Annotated in this window: 21 protein-coding genes, 2 tRNA genes and 1 pseudogene; 11 read left to right on the forward strand and 13 right to left on the reverse strand. The window is 69.1% G+C overall.

Features of this window, described 5'->3' with window-relative positions:
- The first annotated feature begins 1 nt into the window (after nucleotide 1).
- Nucleotides 2-460, forward strand: coding sequence for a type IV pilin protein (locus K6753_RS08380; protein WP_223676000.1), 459 nt, complete (start codon nucleotides 2-4; stop codon nucleotides 458-460).
- 76 nt (nucleotides 461-536) lie between these two features.
- On the opposite strand, the gene K6753_RS08385 is transcribed toward K6753_RS08380, so the two are convergent.
- Nucleotides 537-613 (reverse strand) — tRNA-Asn (locus K6753_RS08385).
- Nucleotides 614-678: 65 nt separating this feature from the next.
- Nucleotides 679-1215: a GspH/FimT family protein gene (locus K6753_RS08390; RefSeq protein WP_223676001.1), complete on the reverse strand. Its 537-nt coding sequence runs from the start codon at nucleotides 1213-1215 to the stop codon at nucleotides 679-681.
- A 152-nt stretch (nucleotides 1216-1367) separates the two neighbouring features.
- Here K6753_RS08390 and uvrB point away from each other — a divergent pair, with 152 nt between their 5' ends.
- From uvrB to K6753_RS08405, 4 genes and pseudogenes are all read left to right on the forward strand, one after another.
- Nucleotides 1368-3428 carry an excinuclease ABC subunit UvrB gene (gene uvrB, locus K6753_RS08395; RefSeq protein WP_223676002.1) on the forward strand — a complete coding sequence of 687 codons (2061 nt, stop codon included), beginning with the start codon at nucleotides 1368-1370 and terminating at the stop codon, nucleotides 3426-3428.
- A gap of 81 nt (nucleotides 3429-3509) precedes the next feature.
- Nucleotides 3510-3764: pseudogene (locus K6753_RS14670) on the forward strand (BON domain-containing protein); the annotation flags it as partial.
- Nucleotides 3741-4040, forward strand: a complete 300-nt coding sequence (locus K6753_RS14675; RefSeq protein ID WP_425492098.1) for a LysM peptidoglycan-binding domain-containing protein — start codon at nucleotides 3741-3743, stop codon at nucleotides 4038-4040. The pseudogene K6753_RS14670 and the gene K6753_RS14675, both read left to right, overlap by 24 nt.
- Nucleotides 4041-4120: 80 nt before the next feature.
- Nucleotides 4121-4195 (forward strand) — tRNA-Val (locus K6753_RS08405).
- A 77-nt stretch (nucleotides 4196-4272) separates the two neighbouring features.
- On the opposite strand, the gene K6753_RS08410 is transcribed toward K6753_RS08405, so the two are convergent.
- Nucleotides 4273-4683: a hypothetical protein gene (locus K6753_RS08410; protein WP_223676004.1), complete on the reverse strand. Its 411-nt coding sequence runs from the start codon at nucleotides 4681-4683 to the stop codon at nucleotides 4273-4275.
- A 41-nt stretch (nucleotides 4684-4724) separates the two neighbouring features.
- On the opposite strand from K6753_RS08410, the gene K6753_RS08415 reads away from it, so the two are divergent.
- Entirely contained in the window at nucleotides 4725-5069 is a 345-nt protein-coding gene (locus K6753_RS08415; RefSeq protein WP_223676005.1) for an MGMT family protein, read from the forward strand.
- A 98-nt stretch (nucleotides 5070-5167) separates the two neighbouring features.
- Nucleotides 5168-5800 (forward strand): rhomboid family intramembrane serine protease, encoded by a 633-nt coding sequence (locus K6753_RS08420; protein ID WP_223676006.1) that lies wholly within the window; start codon nucleotides 5168-5170, stop codon nucleotides 5798-5800.
- A 119-nt stretch (nucleotides 5801-5919) separates the two neighbouring features.
- On the opposite strand, the gene K6753_RS08425 is transcribed toward K6753_RS08420, so the two are convergent.
- Together K6753_RS08425 and K6753_RS08430 are read right to left on the reverse strand one after the other, a co-directional pair.
- Entirely contained in the window at nucleotides 5920-7917 is a 1998-nt protein-coding gene (locus K6753_RS08425) for a M13 family metallopeptidase (protein ID WP_223676007.1), read from the reverse strand.
- Nucleotides 7918-8096: 179 nt separating this feature from the next.
- Nucleotides 8097-10217, reverse strand: coding sequence for a M13 family metallopeptidase (locus tag K6753_RS08430; protein ID WP_223676008.1), 2121 nt, complete (start codon nucleotides 10215-10217; stop codon nucleotides 8097-8099).
- A 363-nt stretch (nucleotides 10218-10580) separates the two neighbouring features.
- Between K6753_RS08430 and K6753_RS08435 the strand changes: the two genes are divergently transcribed.
- Both K6753_RS08435 and K6753_RS08440 read left to right on the forward strand, forming a co-directional pair.
- On the forward strand, nucleotides 10581-11315 hold the full coding sequence (locus tag K6753_RS08435) for a sulfite exporter TauE/SafE family protein (RefSeq protein ID WP_264758646.1): 735 nt from the start codon (nucleotides 10581-10583) through the stop codon (nucleotides 11313-11315).
- A 324-nt stretch (nucleotides 11316-11639) separates the two neighbouring features.
- Nucleotides 11640-12959, forward strand: a complete 1320-nt coding sequence (locus tag K6753_RS08440) for a DEAD/DEAH box helicase (RefSeq protein WP_223676009.1) — start codon at nucleotides 11640-11642, stop codon at nucleotides 12957-12959.
- A gap of 195 nt (nucleotides 12960-13154) precedes the next feature.
- Here K6753_RS08440 and K6753_RS08445 read toward each other — a convergent pair whose 3' ends face one another.
- The 4 genes from K6753_RS08445 to K6753_RS08460 form a co-directional block, all read right to left on the reverse strand.
- A complete protein-coding gene (locus tag K6753_RS08445) occupies nucleotides 13155-14027 on the reverse strand; it encodes a DNA ligase (protein WP_223676010.1) in 873 nt (290 codons plus the stop codon).
- A 134-nt stretch (nucleotides 14028-14161) separates the two neighbouring features.
- The gene (locus K6753_RS08450; RefSeq protein WP_319936657.1) at nucleotides 14162-15994 is read right to left on the reverse strand and encodes a DUF885 domain-containing protein; all 1833 of its coding nucleotides are present in this window, start codon (nucleotides 15992-15994) and stop codon (nucleotides 14162-14164) included.
- 135 nt (nucleotides 15995-16129) lie between these two features.
- Entirely contained in the window at nucleotides 16130-16807 is a 678-nt protein-coding gene (locus K6753_RS08455; RefSeq protein ID WP_223676011.1) for a DUF502 domain-containing protein, read from the reverse strand.
- A gap of 62 nt (nucleotides 16808-16869) precedes the next feature.
- Nucleotides 16870-18894, reverse strand: coding sequence for a bifunctional serine/threonine-protein kinase/formylglycine-generating enzyme family protein (locus K6753_RS08460; RefSeq protein ID WP_223676012.1), 2025 nt, complete (start codon nucleotides 18892-18894; stop codon nucleotides 16870-16872).
- Between K6753_RS08460 and K6753_RS08465 the strand changes: the two genes are divergently transcribed.
- A complete protein-coding gene (locus K6753_RS08465; protein WP_223676013.1) occupies nucleotides 18893-20302 on the forward strand; it encodes a hypothetical protein in 1410 nt (469 codons plus the stop codon). The two genes, K6753_RS08460 and K6753_RS08465, sit on opposite strands and share 2 nt — an antisense overlap.
- Nucleotides 20303-20318: 16 nt before the next feature.
- Here K6753_RS08465 and K6753_RS08470 read toward each other — a convergent pair whose 3' ends face one another.
- Both K6753_RS08470 and trxA read right to left on the reverse strand, forming a co-directional pair.
- Nucleotides 20319-20768, reverse strand: coding sequence for a DUF4442 domain-containing protein (locus tag K6753_RS08470; protein WP_223676014.1), 450 nt, complete (start codon nucleotides 20766-20768; stop codon nucleotides 20319-20321).
- 88 nt (nucleotides 20769-20856) lie between these two features.
- Entirely contained in the window at nucleotides 20857-21732 is an 876-nt protein-coding gene (trxA, locus tag K6753_RS08475; RefSeq protein ID WP_223676015.1) for a thioredoxin, read from the reverse strand.
- Nucleotides 21733-21816: 84 nt separating this feature from the next.
- On the opposite strand from trxA, the gene K6753_RS08480 reads away from it, so the two are divergent.
- On the forward strand, nucleotides 21817-22416 hold the full coding sequence (locus tag K6753_RS08480; RefSeq protein WP_223676016.1) for a DUF998 domain-containing protein: 600 nt from the start codon (nucleotides 21817-21819) through the stop codon (nucleotides 22414-22416).
- A gap of 30 nt (nucleotides 22417-22446) precedes the next feature.
- Here K6753_RS08480 and K6753_RS08485 read toward each other — a convergent pair whose 3' ends face one another.
- A complete protein-coding gene (locus K6753_RS08485; protein ID WP_223676017.1) occupies nucleotides 22447-23742 on the reverse strand; it encodes a metal-dependent hydrolase family protein in 1296 nt (431 codons plus the stop codon).
- A 73-nt stretch (nucleotides 23743-23815) separates the two neighbouring features.
- Complete coding sequence (locus K6753_RS08490) at nucleotides 23816-24907, reverse strand: class I SAM-dependent methyltransferase (protein ID WP_223676018.1); 1092 nt, start codon at nucleotides 24905-24907, stop codon at nucleotides 23816-23818.
- Nucleotides 24908-24942: the final 35 nt, after the last annotated feature.

The following is a 24942-nucleotide window of genomic DNA, read 5'->3' on the forward strand; positions in this document are numbered from 1 at the left end:
CATGGCGAATTACATGAAGTACAACCCTTCGATGGCGTCGGGCCGTTCCCGACGCCAGGTCCGCGGATTCACCCTGATCGAGCTGATGGTGACGGTGGCGATCGTCGCGATCCTCACCGGTATCGCCATCGCCAGCTATGACTTCGCGGTGGTGAAGTCGCGGCGCTCCGCGGCGGCGGCTTGCCTGACGGAGCGGGCGCAGGCAATGGAGCGCTACTACACGACCAACCTGACCTACGTGGGGGCACCGGCCCCGGCAGCCTGCAGCTCGGATATCTCGCCCGACCACTACGCAGTTGCGTTTGAGGGGGTTCCCACCGCCACGGCGTTCGAACTGCGCGCCACTCCGCAGGGTAATCAAGCATCGTCGGACACGAAGTGCGGGACGCTGACCGTCAATGCCCAAGGCGTGAGGGGCATCGTCGACGGTGATGCAGGAGATCCCGAGGATTGCTGGTAAAGCTCTGCCGGTCGTCCTGATGGCCGCCAAAAACAAAGGGCCGCGGAATTCCGCGGCCCTTTGCGTTACTCGATACTGGCGCCCGAAGTTGGACTCGAACCAACGACCCCCTGATTAACAGTCAAGTGCTCTAACCAGCTGAGCTATTCGGGCGGGGGCGCATATCGTAAGGGTGGCCCCGGGCAAGGGTCAAGCACGGCGTGGCAAGCAACGGGGCCTCAGTAATAGGCGCACTGTTCGGCCGCCCCCGTCGAAGGGCGACCACTGCGCAGGTGGCCGGTATTGGCCATGACCAGGGTGATGGCCTTGGTTGGGCCCCGCTTGTCGCACAGGGTGAAGGTCACGTTCGAGCCAGCCGTGCTGCCGCCCGGCTGGAACACCAGGCGCGTCCGACCCCGGGTCGAGCGAAGCTTCACCCCGCCCTCCAATTGTTCTTCCCGGCGCACGAGCGGTTCGTACGGGCCCCGCTCGCGATTGCCGTCGATGTCGGCAAACGAGATCCAGCCTACGGTCCAGTCTGCGGCGCCGGTGCATGACAGCCCATCCAGCGACGGGCAGGTCACCACTTCAGCACCGCCAACGGTAGCGCTCCGCATGGCGTCCATGAGGGTGGTGGCAATCAGCGTGCGGGCGTGGCCAGCGTGCGCGGCCGATACAGCGTGGCTCATGGCGGGCACTGCCACGGCCAGCAGCACTGCCGACACCAGAAGCGCCACCAGAGCCTCGATCAAGGTGAATCCATGTTCGGTCCGCATGTGACGTCCCTGTCCCTGTGCGCCGTGCAGGTTGCCCGGCAGGGCCGGGATCCTGAATCAGGCATGCGGGCGAGGTGGGGTAGGGAAACTCCGCGTCCGGCCCCATCTACTGTCGCTCGCTACACTGCCCAGTCCCCTCGGGACCCTTGCTTATGAACGACGCCGTCCAGCCCCAACCCGCCAGGCCCGCCGTGCAGGAGGGCCGCTTCCAGATCGTCTCGCCGTACCAGCCCGCAGGCGACCAGCCGGCCGCGATCGAACGGCTGGTGAAAGGGTTCGAGGGTGGGTTGGCGCACCAGACGCTGCTGGGCGTGACCGGTTCGGGCAAGACCTATACCATCGCCAACGTCATCCAGCAGGTGCAGAAGCCGACCCTGGTGATGGCGCCCAACAAGACGCTGGCGGCGCAGCTGTACGGGGAGTTCAAGTCGTTCTTCCCGAACAATGCGGTCGAGTACTTCGTCAGCTATTACGACTATTACCAGCCAGAGGCGTACGTGCCCTCGAGCGACACCTTCATCGAGAAGGACAGCTCGGTCAACGAGCACATCGAGCAGATGCGGCTGTCTGCGACCAAGGCGCTGCTGGAACGGCGCGACGCGATCATCGTCTGCACCGTCTCGGCCATCTACGGCCTGGGCGACCCGAACGAATACTTCCGCATGGTGCTGCACATGGTGCGGGGCGAGCGCATCGACCAGCGCGAGCTGATCCGCCGGCTGACGGAGATGCAGTACAGCCGCAACGACACCGAACTGCGCCGTGGCACCTACCGCGTGCGCGGCGAGGTGATCGACGTGCATCCGGCCGAGAGCGACGACGAGGCCATCCGCATCGAACTGTTCGACGGTGAGATCGAATCGGTCACGGCGTTCGACCCGCTTACCGGCGAGGCGCTGCGCAAGCTGCCGCGCTACACGATCTATCCAAAGTCGCACTACGTGACCACGCGCCGCACGGTGCTGGACGCCATCGACGCCATCAAGGACGAGCTGAAGGTCCGCCTGGAGCAGCTGTACTCGGCCAACAAGCTGGTCGAGGCGCAGCGCCTGGCGCAGCGCACCCAGTTCGATCTGGAGATGCTGGCCGAGGTCGGTTACTGCAACGGCGTGGAGAACTACAGCCGCCACCTCACCGGCCACATGCCGGGCGAGCCGCCGCCGTGCCTGTTCGATTACCTGCCGCCGGACGCGCTGCTGGTTTGTGACGAGTCGCACGTGACCGTTCCGCAGATCGGCGCGATGTACAAGGGCGACCGCTCGCGCAAGGAAACGCTGGTGGAGTTCGGCTTCCGGCTGCCCTCGGCGCTGGACAACCGGCCGCTGAAGTTCGAGGAGTGGGAAGGTCGCTCGCCACGCGCGATCTTCGTCTCTGCCACGCCCGGCCCCTACGAGCTGCAGAAGTCCGAGGGCGAAGTGGTCGAACTGGTCGTTCGCCCCACCGGCCTGATCGACCCGGTCGTCGAGATCCGGCCCGTGGCCACGCAGGTCGACGACGTGCTGGGCGAGATCAACGAACGCGTGGCCATGGGCGACCGCGTGCTGATCACCACGTTGACCAAGCGCATGGCCGAGAACCTCACCGAATACCTCGGCGAGCACGGCATCCGCGTGCGCTACCTGCACAGCGACATCGACACGGTCGAACGCGTGGAGATCATCCGCGACCTGCGCCTGGGCAAGTTCGACGTGCTGGTGGGCATCAACCTGCTGCGCGAGGGCCTGGACATGCCGGAGGTGTCGCTGGTCGCGATCCTCGATGCCGACAAGGAGGGCTTCCTGCGCTCGGGCGGCTCGCTGATCCAGACCATCGGCCGCGCCGCGCGCAACGTGCGCGGCAAGGCGATCCTCTACGCGGACAAGGTGACCCGGTCGATGCAGACCGCCATCGACGAGACCGACCGCCGCCGGGCCAAGCAGGTCGAGTACAACGCCGAACACGGCATCACGCCGCGCTCGGTCATAAGGCCGGTGGTGGACATCATGGAAGGGGCACGCGCCGACCCCGACGCCGAGAAGGGCAGGGGCCGCGGCAAGGGCCGCAAGGCCGCCGAGCCGGCCACGGATTACGCATCGATGGACCCCTCGCAGGCGGCCGCGAAGATCAAGGCGCTGGAGCAGCAGATGTACAAGCACGCCCGCGACCTGGAGTTCGAAGAGGCCGCCGCGGTGCGCGACCAGATCCGCCAGATCAAGGAAGTCGCCCTGCATTGACGCACCCGTGACGGGGCATGACCGCCCCGTCACGGCGGCGGTGCGAGGGTCGCGTTCCCCCCCGCACTGGAGGCCATCGCCATGGGCCTGTTCGACTTCATCAAGGATGCCGGCAGCAAGATCTTCGGCAAGGACCACGACCGCGGCGCCGAGGGCGCCACCAAGCCGCTGAGCACCCACCTGCGCGAGCACGGTATCGATCCCTCGGGGATCAACTTCCGGTTCGAGGGCGACACGGTGGTGATGGAAGGCACCGTGCGCGACCAGGACACGCGCGAGAAGGCGGTGCTGATCGTCGGCAATGTGGAGGGCGTGGGCCGGGTCGATGACCGCCTGCGCATCGGCCCTCCGGTCGCGGAGGTGAAAACGGCCGGTGCGACGCCGGCAGGCGGCTCGGCCGGCCAGTCGCACGCATCGGCGGGCAGCCCGGGTGGCGAATGGACCAGCAAGACCTACACCGTGGTATCCGGTGACACGCTGTCGGGCATCGCCAAGAAGATGTACGGCGATGCCAACCAGTATCCGCGGATCTTCGAGGCCAACCAGCCGATGCTGAAGGACCCAGACAGGATCTATCCGGGCCAGGTGCTGCGCATCCCGCCCAAGGCCTGATCGGCGCTTCGCGGCAGTTGCCGGACGCCACGCACCGGGCTACACTGCGCGCCCCTCGCCGGGTGTGTCTGACGGCGAATGGGCGGTTAGCTCAGCGGTAGAGCACTACCTTGACATGGTAGGGGTCACAGGTTCGAACCCTGTACCGCCCACCAGACATCGAAAAAGGCCGTCCCTCGCGGGGCGGCCTTTTTCATTGCGCGGCGGCCGGCGACACGTGCCGGCAGGGCGGTCAGAGCAGGTCGCCACCCGCCGACAGCATGCGCTCCATGCGGTCGCCCAGGCCGCCGATCTCCAGCACCAGGCGGTCGATCTCGGCGCCGTCCAGGCCGTCGTACGGGCGGTTCTCGCACAGCTGCAGGTAGGGCACGCCGTCCATGTCGCCGATGGCCAGGTAGCCCACGCGGCTCTGCCAGTTGAAGACCAGCGAGCGCCGGGCATCCAGGCCCGTGGTGGGGGCCACTGCGGTGCTGACGCGCAGGTAGGGACGGCCGTCGTCGTCGTCCAGCTCCGACAGGAAGATCGCCTGGTGGCGGGTGCCTTTCTCCAGCGACAGTTCGATGCAGAGGACGTCGTCGTCCTGCATGGTGACCTGGTACCCGACCGCCTTGATGTGGCGACGGATCGATTCGAAGTTGCGCACGGCGGCTCCATTCGCGGGGGCAGAGCCGTATCCTAACCGGCATGGCCGGCACCGATGACTCCCGCGAGGCGGAACGGCGCATCCTGGCGCAGGTGCGGTCCATTCCCGCCGGGCAGGTGGCCGGTTACGGAGAGGTCGCGCGGCGGGCGGGGTTGCCGGGGCGCGCCCGCTGGGTCGCCCGGCTGCTGTCGGCCAACACCCATGCCGACCTGCCGTGGCACCGGGTTCTGCGCTCGGACGGCCGCGTGGCCTTCCCGGAAGGCTCGGCGGGCTACCGCGAGCAGTGCCGCCGGTTGCGGGCCGAAGGCGTCCGCGTCGAGCAGGGCCGGGTACGCGGCCAGCGTGCCGCCCCCAGCGTCGACGAGCAGGTCTGGGGCCCGGCCTGACGGCGACTGCGGGGCGTCCGCCGCGTCGTGATGCGACCGTTGCGTGAAGCGGCCTGTGGCCTCCAGCGGATACCATGACGCGTCCCCCGGGAGTCGAAATGTTTTCCAACCTTCCGCCCGTCACGCGGGCCCTGCTGATCGCCAACGGCGTCGCTTTCCTGCTGCAACTCGTCCTGGAGTACACCGCGCTCGGCCCGCTGATGCTGTGGCCGTTGGGCGCGGGCTTCATGCCGTGGCAACTGGTCACGTACGCCTTCCTGCACGGCGACATCGCCCACCTGCTGTTCAACATGCTGGCGCTGCTGATGTTCGGCGCGCCGGTGGAGCACACGTGGGGCGAGAAGCGCTTCCTCACGTTCTATGCCGTGTGCGTGGTCGGTGCGGCGCTGTGCCAGCTGGCGGTGGGCGCCTGGACGATGTCGCAGGGTGGCCAGGCGTACCCGACGCTGGGTGCCTCGGGCGGCGTGTTCGGCCTGTTGCTGGCGTACGGCATGCTGTTCCCGCATCAGCGGGTGATGCTGCTGATCCCGCCGATCCCGATGAAGGCGCGCACCCTGGTCATCGTCTATGGCGCCATCGCGCTGTTGCTGGGATTCACCGGCCTGCAGCCGGGTGTCGCGCACTTCGCCCACCTGGGCGGGATGCTGTTCGGCTGGCTGCTGATCCGCTACTGGCGCGGCCACCCGCCGTTCGGCCGCCGCAAGCCGCCGCGGCCGCGAATCGTGCGCTGAGGCGGGTGGTGCGTCAGACCGGGCGATGTTGGGCGTTACATACGTTCAGCCCGTTGGGATGACAAAGAAAAACGGCGAGGGTGACCGCGCCGTTTTTCTTGCCTGTTGCGTGCAGTCGGTCAGGGCCAGAGCACCACGCGCTCGCCGTCGCCCAGCCGCATGTCCGCGCTCGCCTTGCAGCCGAATGTCTCGGCGAAGCCGGCATGGTTCATCAGCGGGGCGTTGGTGCGCCACTGGCCGGGCGCATGCACGCTGCTGGCGGCGCGACGGGTGGCTTCGGCTTCGCTCATGTGCTCGGCCCAGATCGAGGCCCAGCCTTCGAAGAAGTCCTCGCGGCTCTCCTTCGGGGCGTCCGGGCGCGCGGTCTGGTAGGCCGCCCACGCCAGCTCGATGCCGGCCAGGTCGGCCAGGTTCTCGTCGCGGGTCTGGGCGCCGTTGACCCTGATGCCTTCGATCACCGGGTACTCGAGCGCGCCGTACTGGGTGATCACGCGGTTGCCCACCGTGTCCCATGCGGCGGTTTCCGCCGGGGTCCACCAGCTGCGCACCTGCTCGCTGGCGTCGACCAGGTGGCCGCGCGAGTCGAAGCCGTGGCTGATCTCGTGGCCTACCAGCGCACCGAAGCTGCCGTACTGCGCCGCGGTGTCGAGCGTCATGTCCAGTACCGGTGCCTGCAGCATCGCGGCCGTCACCACCAGTCGGTTCTGGGCGATGTCGTAGGCCAGCGCGGGCTGCTGCGGCAGCACGTTCCAGCGACGGTCCGCGTTCTCCGCACCGATGCGGCGCATCTCCTGGGCGTGGTGCCATGTGGACGCGATAAGCATGTTGCCGCCGAAGCTGCCGCGGCCCATCGGCTGGATCGTGTAGTCGAGGTCGCGCGAGGGGGTGCCGACCTCGATCTTCATCGCCGCCAGCTTGGCCTTGGCTTCGGCCTTGGCCTGCGGGCCGAGGCGCGTGTCGCGGTCGAGCGCGGCGCCCATGGCGTTGCGCACCGCGGTGGCGATCTCCTGCGCACGCGACTTGGTGGCGGCCGGCAGGTACCGGGCGGCGTATTCGCGGCCCAGCATCGGACCGGCCGCGTGGTTGATCGCATCCAGCACCATCTGCTGGCGCGGCAGCTGCGCGGTGCGGCCCTCCAGCACGCGGCCGCGGAAGTCGAAGCTGGCGTCGCGCCACGGACGGGCCATGTACGGCGCCATCGCGTCGCCGACGCGCCAGCGCAGGTAGGCCTTCCACTGCTCGGGCTTGAGCTGGCGGACCAGCCCGTCGATCTGCGCGAACAGCTCGGGGTTGGCGATCGACACGGTGTCGTCGCTGACCGACTGCGCCTGCAGGAACTCGCCCAGCCTGAGGTTCGGGTAGGTCTTGTCGAGCTCGGCCGTGGCCACCGGCGCGAAGTTGCTGCGCGGGTCGCGCAACTGGGCCAGCGGGCGGGTCACCTGCGCGATGCGGGTTTCCAGGTCCAGCACCAGCTGCGCCTGTTCGGCGACCTCGTCGTCGGGCGTGCCGGTCAGCGCGAGGATCTTCTGCACGTAGGCGGTGTACTGGCCCAGCAGGTCGCGCGTGGGCTGGTCGACGCGGATGTAGTACGCCGGGTCCGGCAGGCCCAGGCCGCCCTGGCTGAAATAGCCGATGTGGCGCTTGAGGTCGCGCAGGTCGACGTCGGCGCTGAAGTTGAAGGCCACCGGGATGCCGACTTGGTGCAGCGCGGCCAGTGCGGGGGCGATGTCGCGATGACGGCGGATGGCGTCGATGCGGGACAACAGCGGGGCGATGGGCTGCGCGCCGTCGCGCTCGACCGCCGCCTCGTCCAGGCCGCTGGCCCAGAAGTCGCCCAGCAGTTGCTGGACGTTGCCCTGCGGCGATTGCATCGCCGCGTTGAGCAGTTCGACCTGCTGGTGGCGGGCGCGGTCGCCGAGTTGGCCCAGCGCGGAAATGGAGGCGACGCCTGCGGTCAACGGGTTGTTCTGCAACCAGTCCGCGTTGGCGTGGCCGTAGAAGTCGGTGCAGGCCGCCGGTGGCTTGGCCGCCTGGGCGTGGACCGCGGGGGCGGCGAGGGTGGAGGCGAGGGTCAGGGCAAGGGCGCAGGCGAGCGGGCGCAAGGCGTGGCGGGGCATCGCGTATTCCATCTGGATGACCGCGCGAGTCTACCAAGCACGTTGGGGTTGGCCATGAACGGGTTCACGGCCCCTCCATGCGCGCTGCAGGGTGCGCACGGGGCCCCAAAAAGACGAAGGCCCGGGCGAACCCGGGCCTTCGTTTCCCGGGTCGCCCCGGGCCGGTCATCGCATCGCGGTTACCAGATCACGACCTGGTCGTCGCCGCCGCGGACCATCGCGTCGCCCGCCTCGCACTCGTAGGCCGCCGCGAACGCCGGCAGGTTGCTCGGCGCGCCCATCGCCCGGAAGTTGGCTGGGGCGTGCGGGTCGGTGGCCAGGCGGACGTTGAGCTCCTCGTCGGTGAAGTTGCGGCGCCACACCGTGGCCCAGTTGGCGAAGAAGCGCTGGTCGCGGGTCATGCCCTCGGTCATCGGGTCCTCGCTGTCGCCGGTCGCCTTCTTCATCGCGTCGTAGGCCACGGCCAGGCCACCCAGGTCGGCGATGTTCTCGCCCAGGGTCAGGCTGCCGTTGACGTTCTTGCCGGGCACCGCCTCATAGGCATTGAACTGGTTGACCAGCTTGCCGGTGAGGTCGCTGAAGCCCTTGGAGTCGGTCTCCGTCCACCAGTTCTCGAAGTTACCGGTCGGCCCGAAGCGGCTGCCCTGGTCGTCGTAGCCGTGGATCATCTCGTGGCCGATGACCGCGCCGATGCCGCCGTAGTTGAGCGGTGCGTCGGCATCGGGATCGAAGAACGGCGGCTGCAGGATGGCGGCCGGGAACACGATCTCGTTCTGCAGCGGGTTGTAGTAGGCGTTGACCGTCTGAGGGCTCATGCCCCACTCGGTCTTGTCCACCGGCTCACCGATCTTGGACAGCTGCCACTTGTAGTTGAACTCCTGCGCGGCCAGCACGTTCTCGATGTAGCTGTCGCGGTCGGTCGACAGGCCGGTCCACTCGCGCCACTTGTCCGGGTAGCCGATCTTGGGGGTGAACGTCTCCCACTTGGCCATGGCCTTGGCCTTGGTCTCGTCGCTCATCCACTCCAGGTTCTCGATGCGCGGCTTCAGCGCGGCGCTGAGGTTCTTCACCAGCTCCTGCATCTTGGCCTTGGAGTCGGCCGGGAACGCCACGTCGACGTACATCTGGCCCAATGCCTCGCCGGCCTGGCTCTCGATGGTGTCCAGGACGCGCTTGCCGCGCTCCTTGAGCTCCTTCTGGCCGCGCATGGTCTTGCCGTAGAACTCGTAGTTGGCCTGCACGAACTCGTCCGACAGGTACGGCGAGGCGCCGTCGACGGTGTGGAAGCGCAGGTAGCTCTGCCACTGCTCGACCGGCACGTCCTCCAGCATCTCGCTGACTTCGGCGTGGAAGTCCGGCATCGCCAGCGAGAACATCTCGGGGGCTTCAACGCCCTGCGAGTCGAAGAAGCGCGTCCAGCTGAAGTTCGGCGTCAGCTTGTCGGCCTCGGCCGGCGTGACCGGGTTGTAGTACAGCGAGACGTCGCGCGACATCTCCTCCTGCGACTTGGAGACGCCCGCCAGGCGCTTCTCGAAGGCGATGACGTTGGACGCCTGCGTTGCCGCATCGGCCGCGGCGACGCCCGACATCTCCAGCACCTTGGCGATGTGCTTCTCGTAGGCGGCCAGCTTGTCGGCCTTGTCGGCGTCGGTGTAGTAGGTCTTGTCCGGCAGGCCCAGGCCGCCCTGCATCGCGTAGGCGATGTTGTTGGCCGAGTCCTTGAAGTCCGCTTCCGGGCCGAAGCCGAAGAGGAAGTTCTGGCCCTTGGCCGCGCTGGTGCGCAGGTATTCGGCCACCGCTTCGCTGCTGTCGAGCGCGGAGATCGCGTCCAGGTGGCCCTTGATCGGGGTGATGCCGGCGGCGTTGATGGCCTCGGCATTCATGCCGGTGGCCCACAGGTCGCCGACGATCTTCTCGACGCCGCTGGCGTCCTCGAGCGCGGCGGCCTGCTCGGCGAGCTGGCGCTGCACGGCCTTGGAACGCTCGTCCAGCATCTCGAACGCGCCCCACGAAGTGCGGTCGCCCGGGATGTCGTTGGCGGCCAGCCACTTGCCGTTGACGTGGCCACCGAAGTCGGTGCATGCGTCGACGGACGAATCCAGGTCGGACTGCGTGAAGCGGTTGACCGGCGGCAGGTTGGTTTCGTCGAGCGTGAAGCGCGCGGTGTCCGCGGCGGTATCGGTGCCGGCGGCCGTGGTGTCGGCGTCCTGGCGATTGCAACCGGCGATGACGCCGGCAATCGCCAGCGACAGCAGCAGGGCCTTGGGTGAGCTCAGATTCACTTGGTTCTCCAGCTTCATGGGCGTAGGTGCGCCCCGGCGGGGCGGACGGCGCATCTTGGACCCGATCGGCCGGCGCCGGGGGTGTCGATGGTCATGGCGCCGTCATAACGAGTTCTTACACCCGCGGTGGGCCGCACAGTCAGAGGCCCGGGACATGCCCGGGCCTCTGACTGTGGCCGACGAGGATGGCCAGTCCGGTGCGGGCGCCGCAGGGGCCCCGGTATCGCGCTGCCGGCGTGGCCGCCGGCGTAGGGATTCAACCTACCGCGCAGGCGCCGCCGCGGCGGGTGCCGGAGGTCACAGGCGTGGCATCGTGTCGCGGTCCGGGCAATGCTGTGCACCGGGCTGACGGCACATCGCCGAGCGGCCGAAGGGGACCTCTTGGGTATCGAGCGCGCGCTGCTGTTCCTGTCCCTGGCCCTGCTGGCGGAGGTCGCCGGCACCGTGGGCGGCTTCGGCTCGTCGGTGTTCTTCGTGCCGATCGCCAATTTCTTCTTCGACTTCGAGTCGGTGCTGGGCATCACGGCGCTGTTCCACCTGGCCAGCAACCTCAGCAAGCTCGGCCTGTTCCGCGCGGGCATCGACCGCCGCCTGCTGGTGCGGCTCGGCGTGCCGTCGGTGCTGTTCGCCATCCTCGGCGGGCTCGCCGGCACGCTGGTCGAGACCGCATGGCTGGAGCGGCTGCTGGCGGTATTCCTGATCGGCCTGAGCGGCTGGCTGCTGTGGCGGCCGGCAGCGACGTTCGCGCCGACGACCTCCAACGCCGTCGTGGCCGGTGCTCTGTCGGGCGGCATGGCAGGCCTGGTGGGGACGGGCGGTGCCGTGCGCGGCTTGGCCCTGGCGGCGTTCGACCTCCCCAAGGAGGTGTTCGTGGCGACGTCGGCGGCCATCGACATGGGCATCGACCTCAGCCGCGCAGTGGTCTATTGGCGCAACGGGTACATCCATGCCGACGACCTGGCGTGGATCCCGCTGCTCGCGGTGGTGGCGCTGGCGGGGACGTGGCTGGGGCGGCGGGTGCTGCGCCGGGTCCCGCAGGCGTCATTCCGGCGGATCGCACTGCTGCTGGTGTTCGCCATCGGGTGGGTGACATTGCTGGGCGTGGCGCTGGGCTGAGACGGCCCAACCGGGCGGACCTGAATGGGGCGCGCGCGTGCCGATGGCGCCGGCGGGGTGGATCGCCTACACTTCGCGCCGTCCAGCGCACGGCTGCCTCCCCGCAAGGGGTACGTTTCCCAGGTATGCCTGCCGCCTCGCACTGAGTTCCAGGCTTTGCCCTGACTCGCCGATCGCGGCCTTTATCCCGCACGTCTTTCGTAGCGCCGACACGGTCCGGAGCATCCGGTGCCGTCAAATCCGAATACTCGTGGCGCGGTTCAAGGGAACGCTTCGGGTACTCCGCGACATCGCTCGCGGATCGCACACCTGGAGTTCCAACGCATGTCTTTCGAATCCCTCGGGCTTTCGCCCGCGTTGCTGCGCGCGTTGTCCGAACAGGGCTACGACACGCCCACCCCGATCCAGACCCAGGCCATCCCGCTGGTGCTGTCGGGCCATGACCTGCTGGGCGGCGCCCAGACCGGTACCGGCAAGACCGCCGCGTTCGGCCTGCCGCTGCTCAACCTGCTGTCCAAGCAGACCGGCGTCAGCGGCCCGCGCAAGCCGCGCGCGCTGATCCTGGTCCCCACCCGCGAACTGGCCGTGCAGGTCAGCGACAGCCTGCGTGGCTACGGCAAGCACCTGCGCATGGGCATCACCACCATCTTCGGTGGCGCCGGCATGGGCCCCCAGGTCGATGCCCTGCGCCGCGGCGTCGACATCCTGGTGGCGACCCCGGGCCGCCTGATCGACCACCTCGAGCGCGGCACCGCGCGCCTGGACGGCATCGAGATCCTGGTGATGGACGAGGCCGACCGCATGCTCGACATGGGCTTCCTGCCCGCGATCAAGCGCATCCTCGCCAAGCTGCCGCGCGACCGTCAGACCCTGCTGTTCTCGGCCACGTTCGAGGCGCAGCTCAAGGCGCTGGCGCTGGAGTTCATGCGCAACCCGCAGCAGGTGCAGGTGGCGGCCAACAACGCCATCGTCGACACCATCACGCACCGCGCGCACCCGGTGGACAGCGGCCGCAAGCGCGACCTGCTGGTCGATATCCTGGCCGCGCGCCCGAATGACCAGGTCATCGTGTTCGGCCGCACCAAGCACGGCTGCAACCGCCTGTCCGAGCAGCTGGAGAAGTCCGGCCTGAAGGCCGTGGCGATCCACGGCAACAAGAGCCAGGCGGCCCGGCAGAAGGCGCTCAACGCGTTCAAGGCCAACCGCGTGCGCGTGCTGGTGGCGACCGATGTCGCCGCGCGCGGCCTCGACATCCCCAACCTGCCGCTGGTCATCAACTTCGACCTGCCGATGGTGGCCGAGGACTACGTGCACCGCATCGGCCGCACCGGTCGCAACGGCGCCACGGGCGAGGCGATCTCGCTGGTGTCGCACGACGAGGGCGGCCTGCTGCGCCAGATCCAGCGCATCCTCAAGGACGACATCGCGATGGAAGCGGTGGAAGGCTACGCGCCGAGCCGCCCGATCCGCCTGGACGCCGCCATCCCCAACCCGCGCAGCAACAACGGTGGCCGCAACAACGGCCCGCGCAAGCCGGCGCATCGCCCGCACGGCAAGCCGGCAGCGCGCCACGCGCACGCCGGCCCGAAGCAGCATCGCGGCGGCGCCGGCCGCGGCGGTGCGCGTCGTGAAGCGGGTGCCTGAGGCAGTAGCTTCGAAGTGAAATGACGAGGGCCGGCAGCGATGCCGGCCTTTTTTTTACGTGCACGTCTTGCCGTGGGTTGTCGTAGGGCCGCCGTGTCGGGCGACCGTAGGATGGGTTGAGCGTAGCGATACCCATCGCTCCCCGGTACTGAGCGAAATGATGGGTATCGCGGGGCTCAACCCGTCCTACGGCGGCTATTCCGGGGACTGGGGCGTCCAGCCGTGCCGCACGCGCAGGAACCGCGCAAAGCGCGGCAATCCTTTCGACGTGAAGCCGTCATGCCGGTACGTGACCCACGCACCGAGCGGGGGCGGCTCGGCCCGTTGTGCGTCGCTGAGGCCGCTGCCCAGGCGGAAGCGCACGCCATCGGCGCGTTCCACCAGCAGCGAGCCGGTCATCCCTTCGTACTTGCCCTTGCCGGGCAGGTGGGCGACGACGCGTGCCTCGGCATCGTCATGGCGCTTGTACTTCAGCAGCCACTCGCTTCGTCCGTTGCGGTAGGTCGAGTCGCGGTGGTGCAGCATCAGGCCCTCGCCGCCGCGCGCTTCCACTTCGTCGAGACGGTGCTCCAGCGCGCGGGCATCGGCCACGCGTACCTGCGGTACCGCGCGCAGCCATGCGGTGCCGGCGGCCTGGACCGCCCGCCGCAACGCGACCAACCGTGCTTCGAACCGGCCCGGATGGGACGGCAGGTCGAAGACCATGAAGCGCATGTCGCGCCAGTCGGTATCTTCCGGTCGCGCCGTGCGCACGGTGGCGCTGGTGCGCTCGAACTGCCCGCGTCCGATCCAGAGTTCCCCATCCATCTGCACCGCCGGCCAGCCGCGGGTGAACCACGCCGGTGTGCTGATGCGATGCCCGCCGCGGGTCCACAGGTGCTCGCCGTCCCAGCGCCCGCGCACGCCGTCGAGCTTTTCGCTCACCCAGTACTCCCGCAAGGCGATGCCATCGCGGTGCGATGAGGCGAGCATCGTGGTGCGTGGCGGCGAGTCGGCCGCCGGCAGCGGGCGGGGATGGAAGGCTGCGATGGCCAGCAGGGCATGCAGCAGGAAACGCAATGCGCGCATCAGGCTCGTCCTTGAGCGAGAGGGGCCGGCAGTGTGCGCGGGTGGGCGGGGACGCACAACCGGCGTCGCAACGGACCCCGCAACGGAAACGGGCCGGCAAAGAGCCGGCCCGTCGGTCCACGCGTGCGGCGGGTTTACGCCTTCTTCGCCGCGATCCAGCGGTCGATCTTGCCTTCCAGCACGTCCAGCGGCACCGAGCCGTCCTTGAGCACCTCGGCGTGGAACTCGCGGATGTCGAAGTCCGCGCCCAGCTCGGCCTCGGCCTTCGCGCGCAGCTCCTTGATCTTGAGTTCGCCGATCTTGTACGCCAGCGCCTGGCCCGGGATCGCCATGTAGCGCTCGGTCTCGGAAATCGCCGGGGTTTCGGCGGTGGCCGAGTTCTCCAGCATGTAGGCGATCACCTGCTCGCGGGTCCAGCCCTTGCTGTGCAGTCCGGTGTCCACCACCAGGCGGATTGCGCGCCACAGCTCGTTCTGGAGGTAGCCGAAGTAGTTGTACGGATCGGTGTACAGGCCCAGGTCCTTGCCCAGCGACTCCGCGTACAGGCCCCAGCCTTCCGAGAAGGCGGTTTCGCCACCAAAGCGACGGAACGCCGGCAGGCCGGTCAACTCCTGCTGCAGCGCCAGCTGGAAGTGGTGGCCCGGGATCGCCTCGTGCAGGAACAGGTCCTCCGCGTCCCACGTCTGCCGCGTCGGCAGGTCGTAGGTATTGACGTAGAAGATGCCCGGACGGCTGCCGTCCTCGCTCGGCCGCATGTAGGATCCACCCGCCGCGGACTGCGCGCGGAACGGCTCCACCGGGCGGATCTCGAAACCGGCCTTCGGCGTCAGCGAGAACAGCTTCGGGATGTGGACGTTGACCTTGTCCTCCAGCGCCCGGTAGTAGGTGAGCAGCGCTTCCTCGCTCTCGAACTGGAAGCGCGGGTCGTCACGCATGAACGCGAAGAAGTCCTGCAGGTCGCCCTTGAAGCCGACTTCCGCCATCACCTTGCGCATCTCGCCATGGATGCGGGCGACCTCGTCCAGGCCGATCTGGTGGATCTGCGCCGGCGTCAGGTCGGTCGTGGTCGAGTTGCGCGCGTTGTAGGCGTACCACTCATCGCCACCCGGCAGCGCGGCCATGCCGGAGGTTTCGCGCGTGCGTGGCATGTACTCGTCTGCGACGAATGCCCGCATCTCGCGGTAGGCCGGCATCAGTTCGTCTTCGATCATCGTGCGGTATTCGGCCGTCAACCGCTCGCGGTCGGCCGCCGGGAACGACTCGGGCATGGTTTCGATCGGGCGCCAGAACAGCGTCTGCTCGGCGTCGTCCTTGATCAGCGCATCCAGCTGGGGGATGACCTTCTCCATCAGCGCGCGCGGCTGCACCACGCCGTTCTGCACGCCGATGCGGCTGTTGGCGATGGCGGTGTCGAACAGCAGCGGGATCTGCGAGGCGCGCTTGCGCCAGTTGTCGTAGTCCTCGACCGTCTTGAACGGCTGCGCCCCAGTGCCCGAGCCCAGCTGCACGGCGGTGGAGGCGAAGTTGTAGAACTGGTTGATCGGCTGCTGCCAGCCGGGGAAGCGCTCGCCGGCGAGCTCGTTCTTCGCGTCGCGCACGAAGATCTGGTAGCTCAGCAGGTCCTGGCCTTCCAGGCCCTCGGGCCCGACGGCCTCGACGGTGTCCAGCCAGCGCTGGGTGAACGCGCGGGACTTCTCGCGGTACTCCTCCGACAGGAAGTTCGGCATCCGGTCGTTGTAGCGGCTGTCGCCCTGGTACGTGGCAGCCAGCGGGTTGAGTTCGAGCAGCTCCTCCCAGTACTGCGCATACAGCGCATCAAGCCGCTCGGCCTTGGCCTCGCCCTGGACGGAAGCACCCGCCGCGGCGGTGGCATCGGGCGCAGGCGCGGGCGCGGTGGTGGCGCAGCCGACCAGCGCGGTCGACAGGGCAAGGGCAAGCAGGGTGCGGTGCAGTGAGACGGGCTTCATCGCGTTCTCCGGTTCGGCGGGACGGTCGGGCACAAGGGACCGACCGGCAGGATAGCCCGCGAGCCTCGCCGGCCCCGGTGGCGCTGGCATGGGCCGAAGGTCATTGCGCAGTGCGAAGACGCGTGTTGGAGGGGCTCAGGAGACGTTTCCGGCCGCCGGCGGCGAAAACGGAATCGACTCGGGCGACACCGCGCCACCGGAGATGATGAAGCTCATCGCCTGGTCGACGGTCCAGTCGGTGGGCGTGATCTTCTCCACCGGGACGATTTCCAGGTAGCCGGAGGTCGGGTTGGGCGTGGTCGGCACGTAGACGGCCGCCAGTTCGCGGCCGGTGCCTTGTTCGCGCAGCACCCGCGTAACGAAGCCAATCGACTTCATCTCGGTGTGCGGGAAGTCCACCAGCACCACGCGCTGGGTGCCGTCGGGCTTGGTCTGCAGGATGTCGAGCAGTTGCCGCGCGCTGGAGTAGATCGTGCTGGCGAACGGGACGCGCAGGATCAGCGACTCCATCCAGCGCAGCATCCGTTGTCCGAACACGCGCCGCGCCATGACGCCCGACAGCAGGATGACCAGCACGGTCGCGACGAGCGCGATGCCATGGTCGACCCAAGGCTGCGTGAGCCAGCCCCAGGTAGCAGGGTTGGAGTCGGCCATCCGTTGCAGCACCGGTCCGGTGAACGGCCGGCTGATGTCCGACAGCAGCACGAACACGAACTTGACCACGACCCACGTCAGCCAGATCGGCAGCAGGGTGAGCAGGCCGGTGATCAGCGTGGTCTTGAGGCTGGCGCGGGGCAGGGCGGTGTCGGGCATGGCGCGCATTGTAGGCGGGCGCGCCGTCCGCGGTGGGGTGGTCGGCGCTCGCGCGTCGGGTGCTACAGCTCGCGTACCAGTCGGAAGCCGACGTCGTCGTAGCCGCGCGAGGCGGCCAGCGCGCGCTGGCCCTTTCCGTCCCGCCACGATCCGCCCAGCACCTGGCGATGCTGGCAGTCGCTGCCGCAGTCGCGCACCCACAACGACAGCGGCCGATTGCCGAGCTGGCTGGCCAGCTGCCGCGCCTCCGCCGCACTGGGGAGGCGGTAGTTGTGGCCGCTCTGGCGGCTGTACCAGCCGGCGAACGATTCCGCATCGGCGACCGACACGCACACCACCGGGTCGTCGTTGCCCTGCGGGAAGCCCGGCTCGCGCCAGCTGCGCGGATCGATCACACGCAGCAGCGACACCCGCTCGCGGCACAGCGAAGCCTCGCGGCCGGTGGACTGGCTGAAGCGCGAGTACAGCGCACGCGATACCGGCCGGCGCGCCAGTGCGAGGCCTTCGTCGATGATGACGGCGCCGAGAGGATCGCCGGCCACCGGCTGTCCACGACGCGGGATGGCATCGGCACGCGCGAGCAGGGCATCGGTCTGCGATTTGGAAAGGCCGAAGGTCCCGCCCAATGCCGCGAGCTGCTGCACGGCCTCGGCATCGTGGTCGCGCACCGCCGCGTCGGCCCGGTCCGACAGGACGTCGTCGATGCCGGCGCGCATGCGCGCGATCGCGGCGGAATCCTGCGTGCGGGTCGTCGTGGACAGGCGGGTCGCGTGCTCGTAGTACTCGCGTGCACGTGTATTCCGGCCGGCACGCAGGTGGCCGGTAAGCTCGCCTGCGAAGGCATCGGTGAGATCGCCGATGGTCGACTGCACGTTGGGGTTGTCCGGCTCCACGCGCCATGCGCTGAGCACGCTGGCGTACGCATTGTCGCCTTCGGGCTCGGTGAGGTTGCGCGCCTTGATCTGGCGGCGTGCGTTCTCCAGCGACGTCTGCAGCGGCGCTTCGGGCAGCGGGCGGAGCATCGCGTCGGCGACGTCCACGCGATCGGTCGCCACCGGGTCGTTCGCGTTGGCGGTGACCGCGCGGAAGAAGCCGTCGCCCTGCGCGCCATCGCGCGACAGCAGCCACGCGCCCGCGCCCACGGTAACGAGTAGCGCGGCCGCGATCGCGGCGACCTTCGGCTGGCGACGCACCTGCGCCAGGCCGCGGTGCAGCAGCACCACGCCCGGGAGCGGCCGACGACCGTCCACCTTGTCGATCGCCTCGCGCATCTCCGCCACGTTCTGGAACCGCGCAGCGGACTGCTTGGCGAGCGCCCGGTTCATGAAGCGCTGCCAGTGGCGCAGGTGCGGCGGCAGTTTCGGGATCGGGTCCTGGGCGTGCATGACCGCCATCGTCAGGGCATCGCCGGCGCGGAACGGCAGCTCGCCCGTCAGCATCTCCCACAGCAGCACCGACAGGCTGTAGAGGTCGGCACGGCCGTCGACCGTTTCGCCGCGTGCCTGCTCGGGTGCCATGTACGCGGTGCTGCCCACGGCCATGCCCGCCGATGTCACCCGCGGGCCGAAGCCCCGGCGCAGGGCGATGCCGAAGTCGGCCAGCAGCGGGCGCTCGCCTTCGTCGAACAGCACGTTCTCGGCCTTGACGTCGCGATGTACCACCCCGCGACCGTGCGCGTACTCCAGCGCCGACAGCAGCGCACGGGTGATCTCCAGTACGCGGCGCTCGTCCCCATGCGCGACCGCCTCATGGAAGTTGCGCTGGCCCAGGTGGCCGCGCGGCATGTTCGGCATCGAGTAGTAGGGCAGCCCGTCGCGGGTGCGCCCGACCTCGTGGATGCCGACGATGTGCGGGTGCTCCAGCCGCGCGACGGTGCGGACTTCGTTCTCGAAGCGGCGGCGGCTGACTTCGTCGGTCAGCGCCTGCGGCATCATCACCTTGACGGCGACTTCCCGTGACAGCGCCACCTGCTCGGCCAAATACACGGTGGACATGCCGCCGTGGTTGATGACGCGCAGCAGGCGGTAGCCGGCGATCTCCGGCAACGGCGGTGCATCGTGTTCGTGGTCGGACACGAGGTTCGACATGGGCCGCCCCCTGTTGCGGACGTCCGAGCATACCGCGGCCGGATGCCGCCGTGTTTGCCGTCGGCGCCGGGCTGCGACAGGATGCACGGCTGAACGGATTCGGCAGGGGGATGCGATGCACCAGGGCGTGAAATGGATGCTGGTGGCGGCCGGCAGCGTGGTCCTGCTGGCGGGCGCGGTGTACGGCGCCTCGGCATGGCGGGGTGCCACGGCGGCGCAACGGGCCGCGCTCGCGGAAATGGAGCGTCCGGTCGAGCTGCCCGGACGCAATGCCTTCGCAGCGATGATGCTGCTGCGCTACCCCCTCGACGATGCGGAACTGTCGGCACTGGAGCAGCCGGGCCCGTGGCAGGGCATCGCCGTGGATTCAACGAACGGCATGCTCACGCTGCCGAAGGATTTCGAGCGGCACCTGGTCGGCGACAAGGTGCCCTTCAAGCCCGACCTGGACGCCGCGCCGTGCAGCAGCGACGGGCCCTGCCTGTCCGCGGTGGAGGCGGCGGGCGACGATGCCAACGGATGGGTCGAAGCGCACCGGGCATGGATTGACCGCATCGATCGGCTGTCCACGTACGGGCACTACCGTTCGCTGCTGCCGCATACGCTTGCATGGCCGGGACTTGAAGGGATCAGTACCGCGCTGCAATCGCACCGGGCCGCGCTTTTCGCCAGTGGCGAACCTGCCCCCGCGCTCTCGCAGGTGTGCGGCGACATCTCTGCGTGGCGACAATTGACGGCCCATTCGGAGTCGTTGCTGGTCTGGTCGATGGCACAGCGCGTGGCCGAAGGCCAGATGGAACTCTTTGCCGAGATGCTGGACCGGTGGCCCGCAGGGGCTGCGTTGCCGCCGGCCTGTGAAGCAGCGCTCGTGCCGCCCTCACCGCATGAGATGTCGACGTGCACCGCCATGCGCGGCGAGTACGAATCCGGGAAAGCGCTGCGCTTACAGCTGGCGGACGCAGTGGACGGCCAGGCCGCCGGTCTGTTCTATCGCGCCGACATGACTGACGCAGCCGCTGCCCATGCCTTGCAGCGTGCGTGCGGCGGCGATGGGCTGGAGGCCGCGCTGCACACGCCGAGACCGCCGATCTGGGCGCGCCTGGAATGCGTTCGCAACGCCTCGGGCTGCATCTTCATGGACATTGCCGAGCCCGCGTACGCGACCTACGTCGCACGGGCCAAGGCATTCGGCGACCACATCCGCCTGACCGCCACGCTGGCGTGGCTGCACGGCATCGATGCCTCCGATCCTCGCCCGCTGGCGGAGCGGCTGGCCGCCCGGCCTGCGGCCCTGCAAGGGGCATGGCCGGTCGACGTCGTCGACGGCGGAGCGGCGTTGGAGGTGATGGAGAAGGAGGACACGCGCAGCACCTTCCGCTTGCCGATACCCGCTCGCCTGCGCGACTGAGTCGGGAAAGGCCGGCTCAACGCCCGCGCTTGCGCCGTACGTACAGCTGCTTGCGGATGCGGGCGACGACCTCGCCATCGGCGTCACGCACGTCGGTGCCGAACCAGCGCAGCGCCTTGTCGCCGTCGGCCGTCGCCTGGCGCAGTTCCTCCAGCACGGCGTCCTCCAGCACGAACTCCGCGTGGACCGTCCCGCGGCCGGGTTTGACGAACTCGATGGTGCCGGCCTTGTCCCAGACGATGTAGTCGCGCCCGATCGACTTCATCGCCAACAGCATCCAGAACGGGTCGGTCATCGCGAACAGGCTGCCGCCGAAGTGGCTGCCGACGTAGTTCCGGTTCCACGGACGCATGCGCAGCTCGACCCGCGCACGCCGGTAGTCGTCCGACATCGTCGTGACGTGGATGCCGGTGAACAGGAACGGCGGCCAGAAGTTGAGCAGGTGGCGGAACGTACTGGCTTTCATGCGCGGACCGGCGGGGCAGGGCGGGCCAGCCTGCCATACGCGTGCGTACAGTCAACTGCCCGCCGTGGCCGGCGGGCTTGTGACGGGATCAGAACAGCAGCGAGGACATGCGGCGGCGGTAGCGGCCGACCAGTTCGGCGTCGTCGATGATGCGGAACGCATCGATCAGCGCCTTGCGCGGGAGTCCGCCGTCGAACTCGCGGTCACGGCGCAGCATCTCGATGAACTGCTCCAGGCCCGCCTCGGGCCGGTCGCCGACGACATGGCGGACGCCCAGCAGGTGCCGGGCCCGGAGGTCGTTCCCGTCGGCGGCGATGGCGGCTTCCAGCTCGGCGGCCGGGGGGGCATCGGCCAGGACCGACGCAAACGCAAGGCGCGCCTGCGCGCGCTGGGCGCGGTCGTCGGTGGACAGGTTGGCGGGCAGGCCGTCCAGCAGCGTGCGCGCCTCGTCGGTGGCCCCGGTCTGCAGCAGGGCCAGCGCCAGGTCGAGCTTGAGTTCGTCGTTGTCCGGCGCGGCGGTGATGGCGGCGCGCAGGCGCTCGACCTCGGCGTGCGGATCGAGCGGCGCGGCCGCCACGTCGGCGGCGTCATCCTCCGCCGGCGCAGCCGCCGGCTCGATGCCGTGCTGCCTGAGGAACTCGCGCAACTGGCCTTCGGGCAACGCGCCCGGGAAGCCATCCACCAGTTGCCCGTCCTTGACCAGCATCACCGTGGGGATCGAACGGATCTGGAACGCGGCCGCCAGCTGCTGCTCCTTGTCGACATCGACCTTGGCCAGCTCGAACGCGCCGTTGTACTCGGCCGCCAGCTTCTCCAGCACCGGCCCCAGTTGCTTGCACGGCCCGCACCACTCGGCCCAGAAATCGACCAGCACCGGCACCTGCAGGGACTTCTGCAGGACCTGCGACTCGAAGGCGTCGGCGGTGGCATCGAATACGTGGCGGGGGGCGGTGTCTGCGGTCATCGGGGGTACTCGTTCGGGGTCGTACGGCAGATGGGGGCGGGGCGCGGCCGTCGCAACCGGGCAAAGGCCCGCTAGCATGCCGGCATGGAAAGACAGGATCGAGTGCAGGGCGCCCTGCGGCACATGGGCACGGCGGCCGCTGCCGTGTGCGTGGTGGCCGTGGTCGCATTCGCCGCAGCGCTGGACGGCTACTCGCACCTCGTGCACCCGGTCGGCCTGCTCGGCGCGCGCGGCATGCCGGGTGCCATCGGATTCAACGCGCTGGCGTTCGTACTGCCGGGCGTGGTCGCGGCCGTGGTCGGGGTGCGCCTGCGCGGCCGCATTCCGACGACCGCCGGCATGTTGGCCGGGATGGGCTGCTGGATGCTCGCGGTATCGGGCGTCGCATTTGCCGCTCAGGGGCTGCTGCCGCTGGACGTGAATTCATTGGACGGTCCCATCAGCCAGCGCCATGCCGCGGCCTGGCTGCTGTGGTGGGTCGCGTTCATCCCCGGCGCTGCGGCGCTGGCCGCCGGCCTGGGCCGCCAGCCCGGTTGGCACCGGTTCGCCCTGGCGCAGGCGGTGTTGGCGGGTGGGGTGCTGGTGATGGTGGTGATACCGGTGCCGTGGTGGCCGGCGCCGGTATCGCAGCGCATCGCCCTGTGCGCCTGGCTGTTGGCGGTCGTCCTAGCCGGGCGGCACTGACCGCCCGGGCGCTTCAACCGCCGCGGGCCTTCAGGCGCCCGGTGCGGCGTGGATGGCGCCGTCCTTCATGACGAAGTCCACGGCCAGCACGGCATTGATGTCCTCGACCGGGTTGCCGGGCATGGCGACGATGTCGGCGCGCTTGCCGGCCTCGATCACGCCCTGGTCGTCCACGCCCAGCACTTCGGCGGCGCGGACCGTCGCGGACTGGAGCGCCACCGCGGCGGGGATACCGGCCTCCACCATGTAGACGAACTCGCGCGCGTTGTCGCCATGCGGGCCCACGCCCATGTCGGTGCCGAAAGCGATCTTGACGCCGTTGCGGTAGGCGCGCGCAGCGGTGTCCTGGATCAGTGCGCCGATGCGCTCGGCCTTGGGCCGCACCACCTCGGGGAAGTAGCCGTCGATCTTCGCCTTGTCGGCGACGAACCGGCCGGCGTGGATGGTGGGCACGTACCAGGTGCCGTTGCGCTTCATCAGCGCCATCACCTCGTCGCTCATGTAGGTGCCGTGCTCGATGGTGTCGACACCCGCGGCAACGGCCCGGCGCATGCCTTCCTCGCCGTGCGCGTGGGCGGCCACCTTGTAGCCGTAGTCGCGCGCGGTTGACACCACGGCCTTGATTTCATCCTCGGTGAACTGCGGCGCATCGCCCGAGCGCGCGTACGACAGCACGCCGCCGGTGGCGGTGATCTTGATGACGTCGCTGCCTTCCTTGTAGCGCTGGCGCACGGCCTGGCGGGCGTCTTCGGGCGAATTGATGACGCCCTCGGTCGGCCCGGGTGGGCCCATCAGGTGCGACAGCGCATCGTTGACGCCATTGCTGGGGTCGGCGTGGCCGCCGGTGGTGGCGATCGACTTGCCGGCCGCCCAGATGCGCGGGCCCACCACGAGGCCCTGGTTGATCGCGTCACGCAGGTGCGGGCTGACCTCGCCGCCGAGGTCGCGCACGCTGGTGAACCCCGCCATCAGCGTCTTGCGCGCATACCCGACGGAGCGGAACGCGTAGTCGACCGGGTCGAGCCGGAAGCCCTCCGAGTAGCTCTGCGGACTGGACTGGCTGCCCAGGTGCACGTGCAGGTCGGTCCAGCCCGGCGAGCAACTGTGGCCGGACAGGTCGACGGCCCTGGCGCCCGGGACGTCCACGCGACCGGACTCCACGCGCTCGATGCGCCCATCGCGCACGACCACCGTGTGCGCGTCGAGCATCCGCCCCGCGCGCGCATCGAACAGGCGTCCGCACTGCAGGGCGACAGGCTCGGTGGCCGCGGCGGTGCCGACGGCGAAGACGCTGGCGGCAAGCGCAAGACGGGCAATGCGGATCATGGAGCTCTCCCCGGTTCAATGGACGCTGGATTGAACCACAGCGCCAGCGAATGCGTCCGGGGCCTTCGCGGGCTCAGGGGCCGGTAATGCGTATGGCCACTTCGCGGCCCAGCATGCATGCCGCCAGTAGCTCCCAGCGTATGCCACGCTCGGCGACGAACTCCTCGAACGCGCGCAGCTCATGCTGCTCGAAGCCGGGGTAGGCCAGCATGTCGTCGAACACCACGACCGAGCCCGGCACCAGCCGGTCGGCCAGCGCATCGAGCACCGTGCGCGTGGAGCTGTAGAGATCGCAGTCCACGTGCAGCAGGCGCACCGGCCCGGCGTGTTGCGCCAGGAAGCGCGGCAGCGTGTCCTGGAACCAGCCCGCGTGGAGGGTCACGTTCGCGGCCACCTCGGGCATGCGGCCACCTGTGCTGTAGGCGCCCGGACCTTCGGCCGCGCTCCATGCCTCGGGAAGGCCTTCGAAACTGTCGAAGCCATGTACCGCACCGTCGGTGCGCTCGGCGATCAGACCCAGCGACCGGCCGAAATAGACGCCGCATTCCAGTGTCAGGCCCTGAGCGGGCGCGGCATCGAGTGCGCGTTGCAGCACGCGGTCGGGCAAGCCCTGGTGCACGGCGGGCGATGTCGAATGCGCCAGGACCCAGTCAAGCGCCGCCCGGCGCGCCTGCTCCGCGGGATCCGCAGAGCAGGGAGGCAGCGGCGTCGCATCGATGACCGCATCCAGTGCCTGCTTGAACTCCCTGCACGTCGCATTGTCCGGGAAGCGCGACAGTTGCTCCCGGGCGTGATCCAGGTTGCCGGGGATGTCGAGCAATGCCGCGTGCAGGCCAATGCCGGGATGCTCCGGGTGAAGCCGGAGGGCCTCATCCAGCGCCGTGCGTTCGAGCGCGTGGTGGCCAAGCATTGCCGCGCAACGCAGCAGCGACAGATGGCTTTCCGGCACCCCGGGGGCGCGATCACGCGCCTCGGTGAAGTGGACGATCGCACGGGCGTATTCCCCGCACCGCCACTCGCCCTGTGCCAGCGCGAATGCGGTCGCCGCGTCGTTGCGGTCGCGGTGCTCGCTCGCCAAGCCCTCGAGCCATTGGCGACGTGCGGCATCCAGGTCGTGGCGTGAACGGTCCAGGGCAATCGTCGCGAGTGCGGGAAGGGTGTTCAATGGTAGCCGAGCCGACACAACGGCCCGGGGGTGTC

It is taken from the genome of Novilysobacter selenitireducens (assembly GCF_020026895.1).
Taxonomy (GTDB): domain Bacteria; phylum Pseudomonadota; class Gammaproteobacteria; order Xanthomonadales; family Xanthomonadaceae; genus Lysobacter_C; species Lysobacter_C selenitireducens.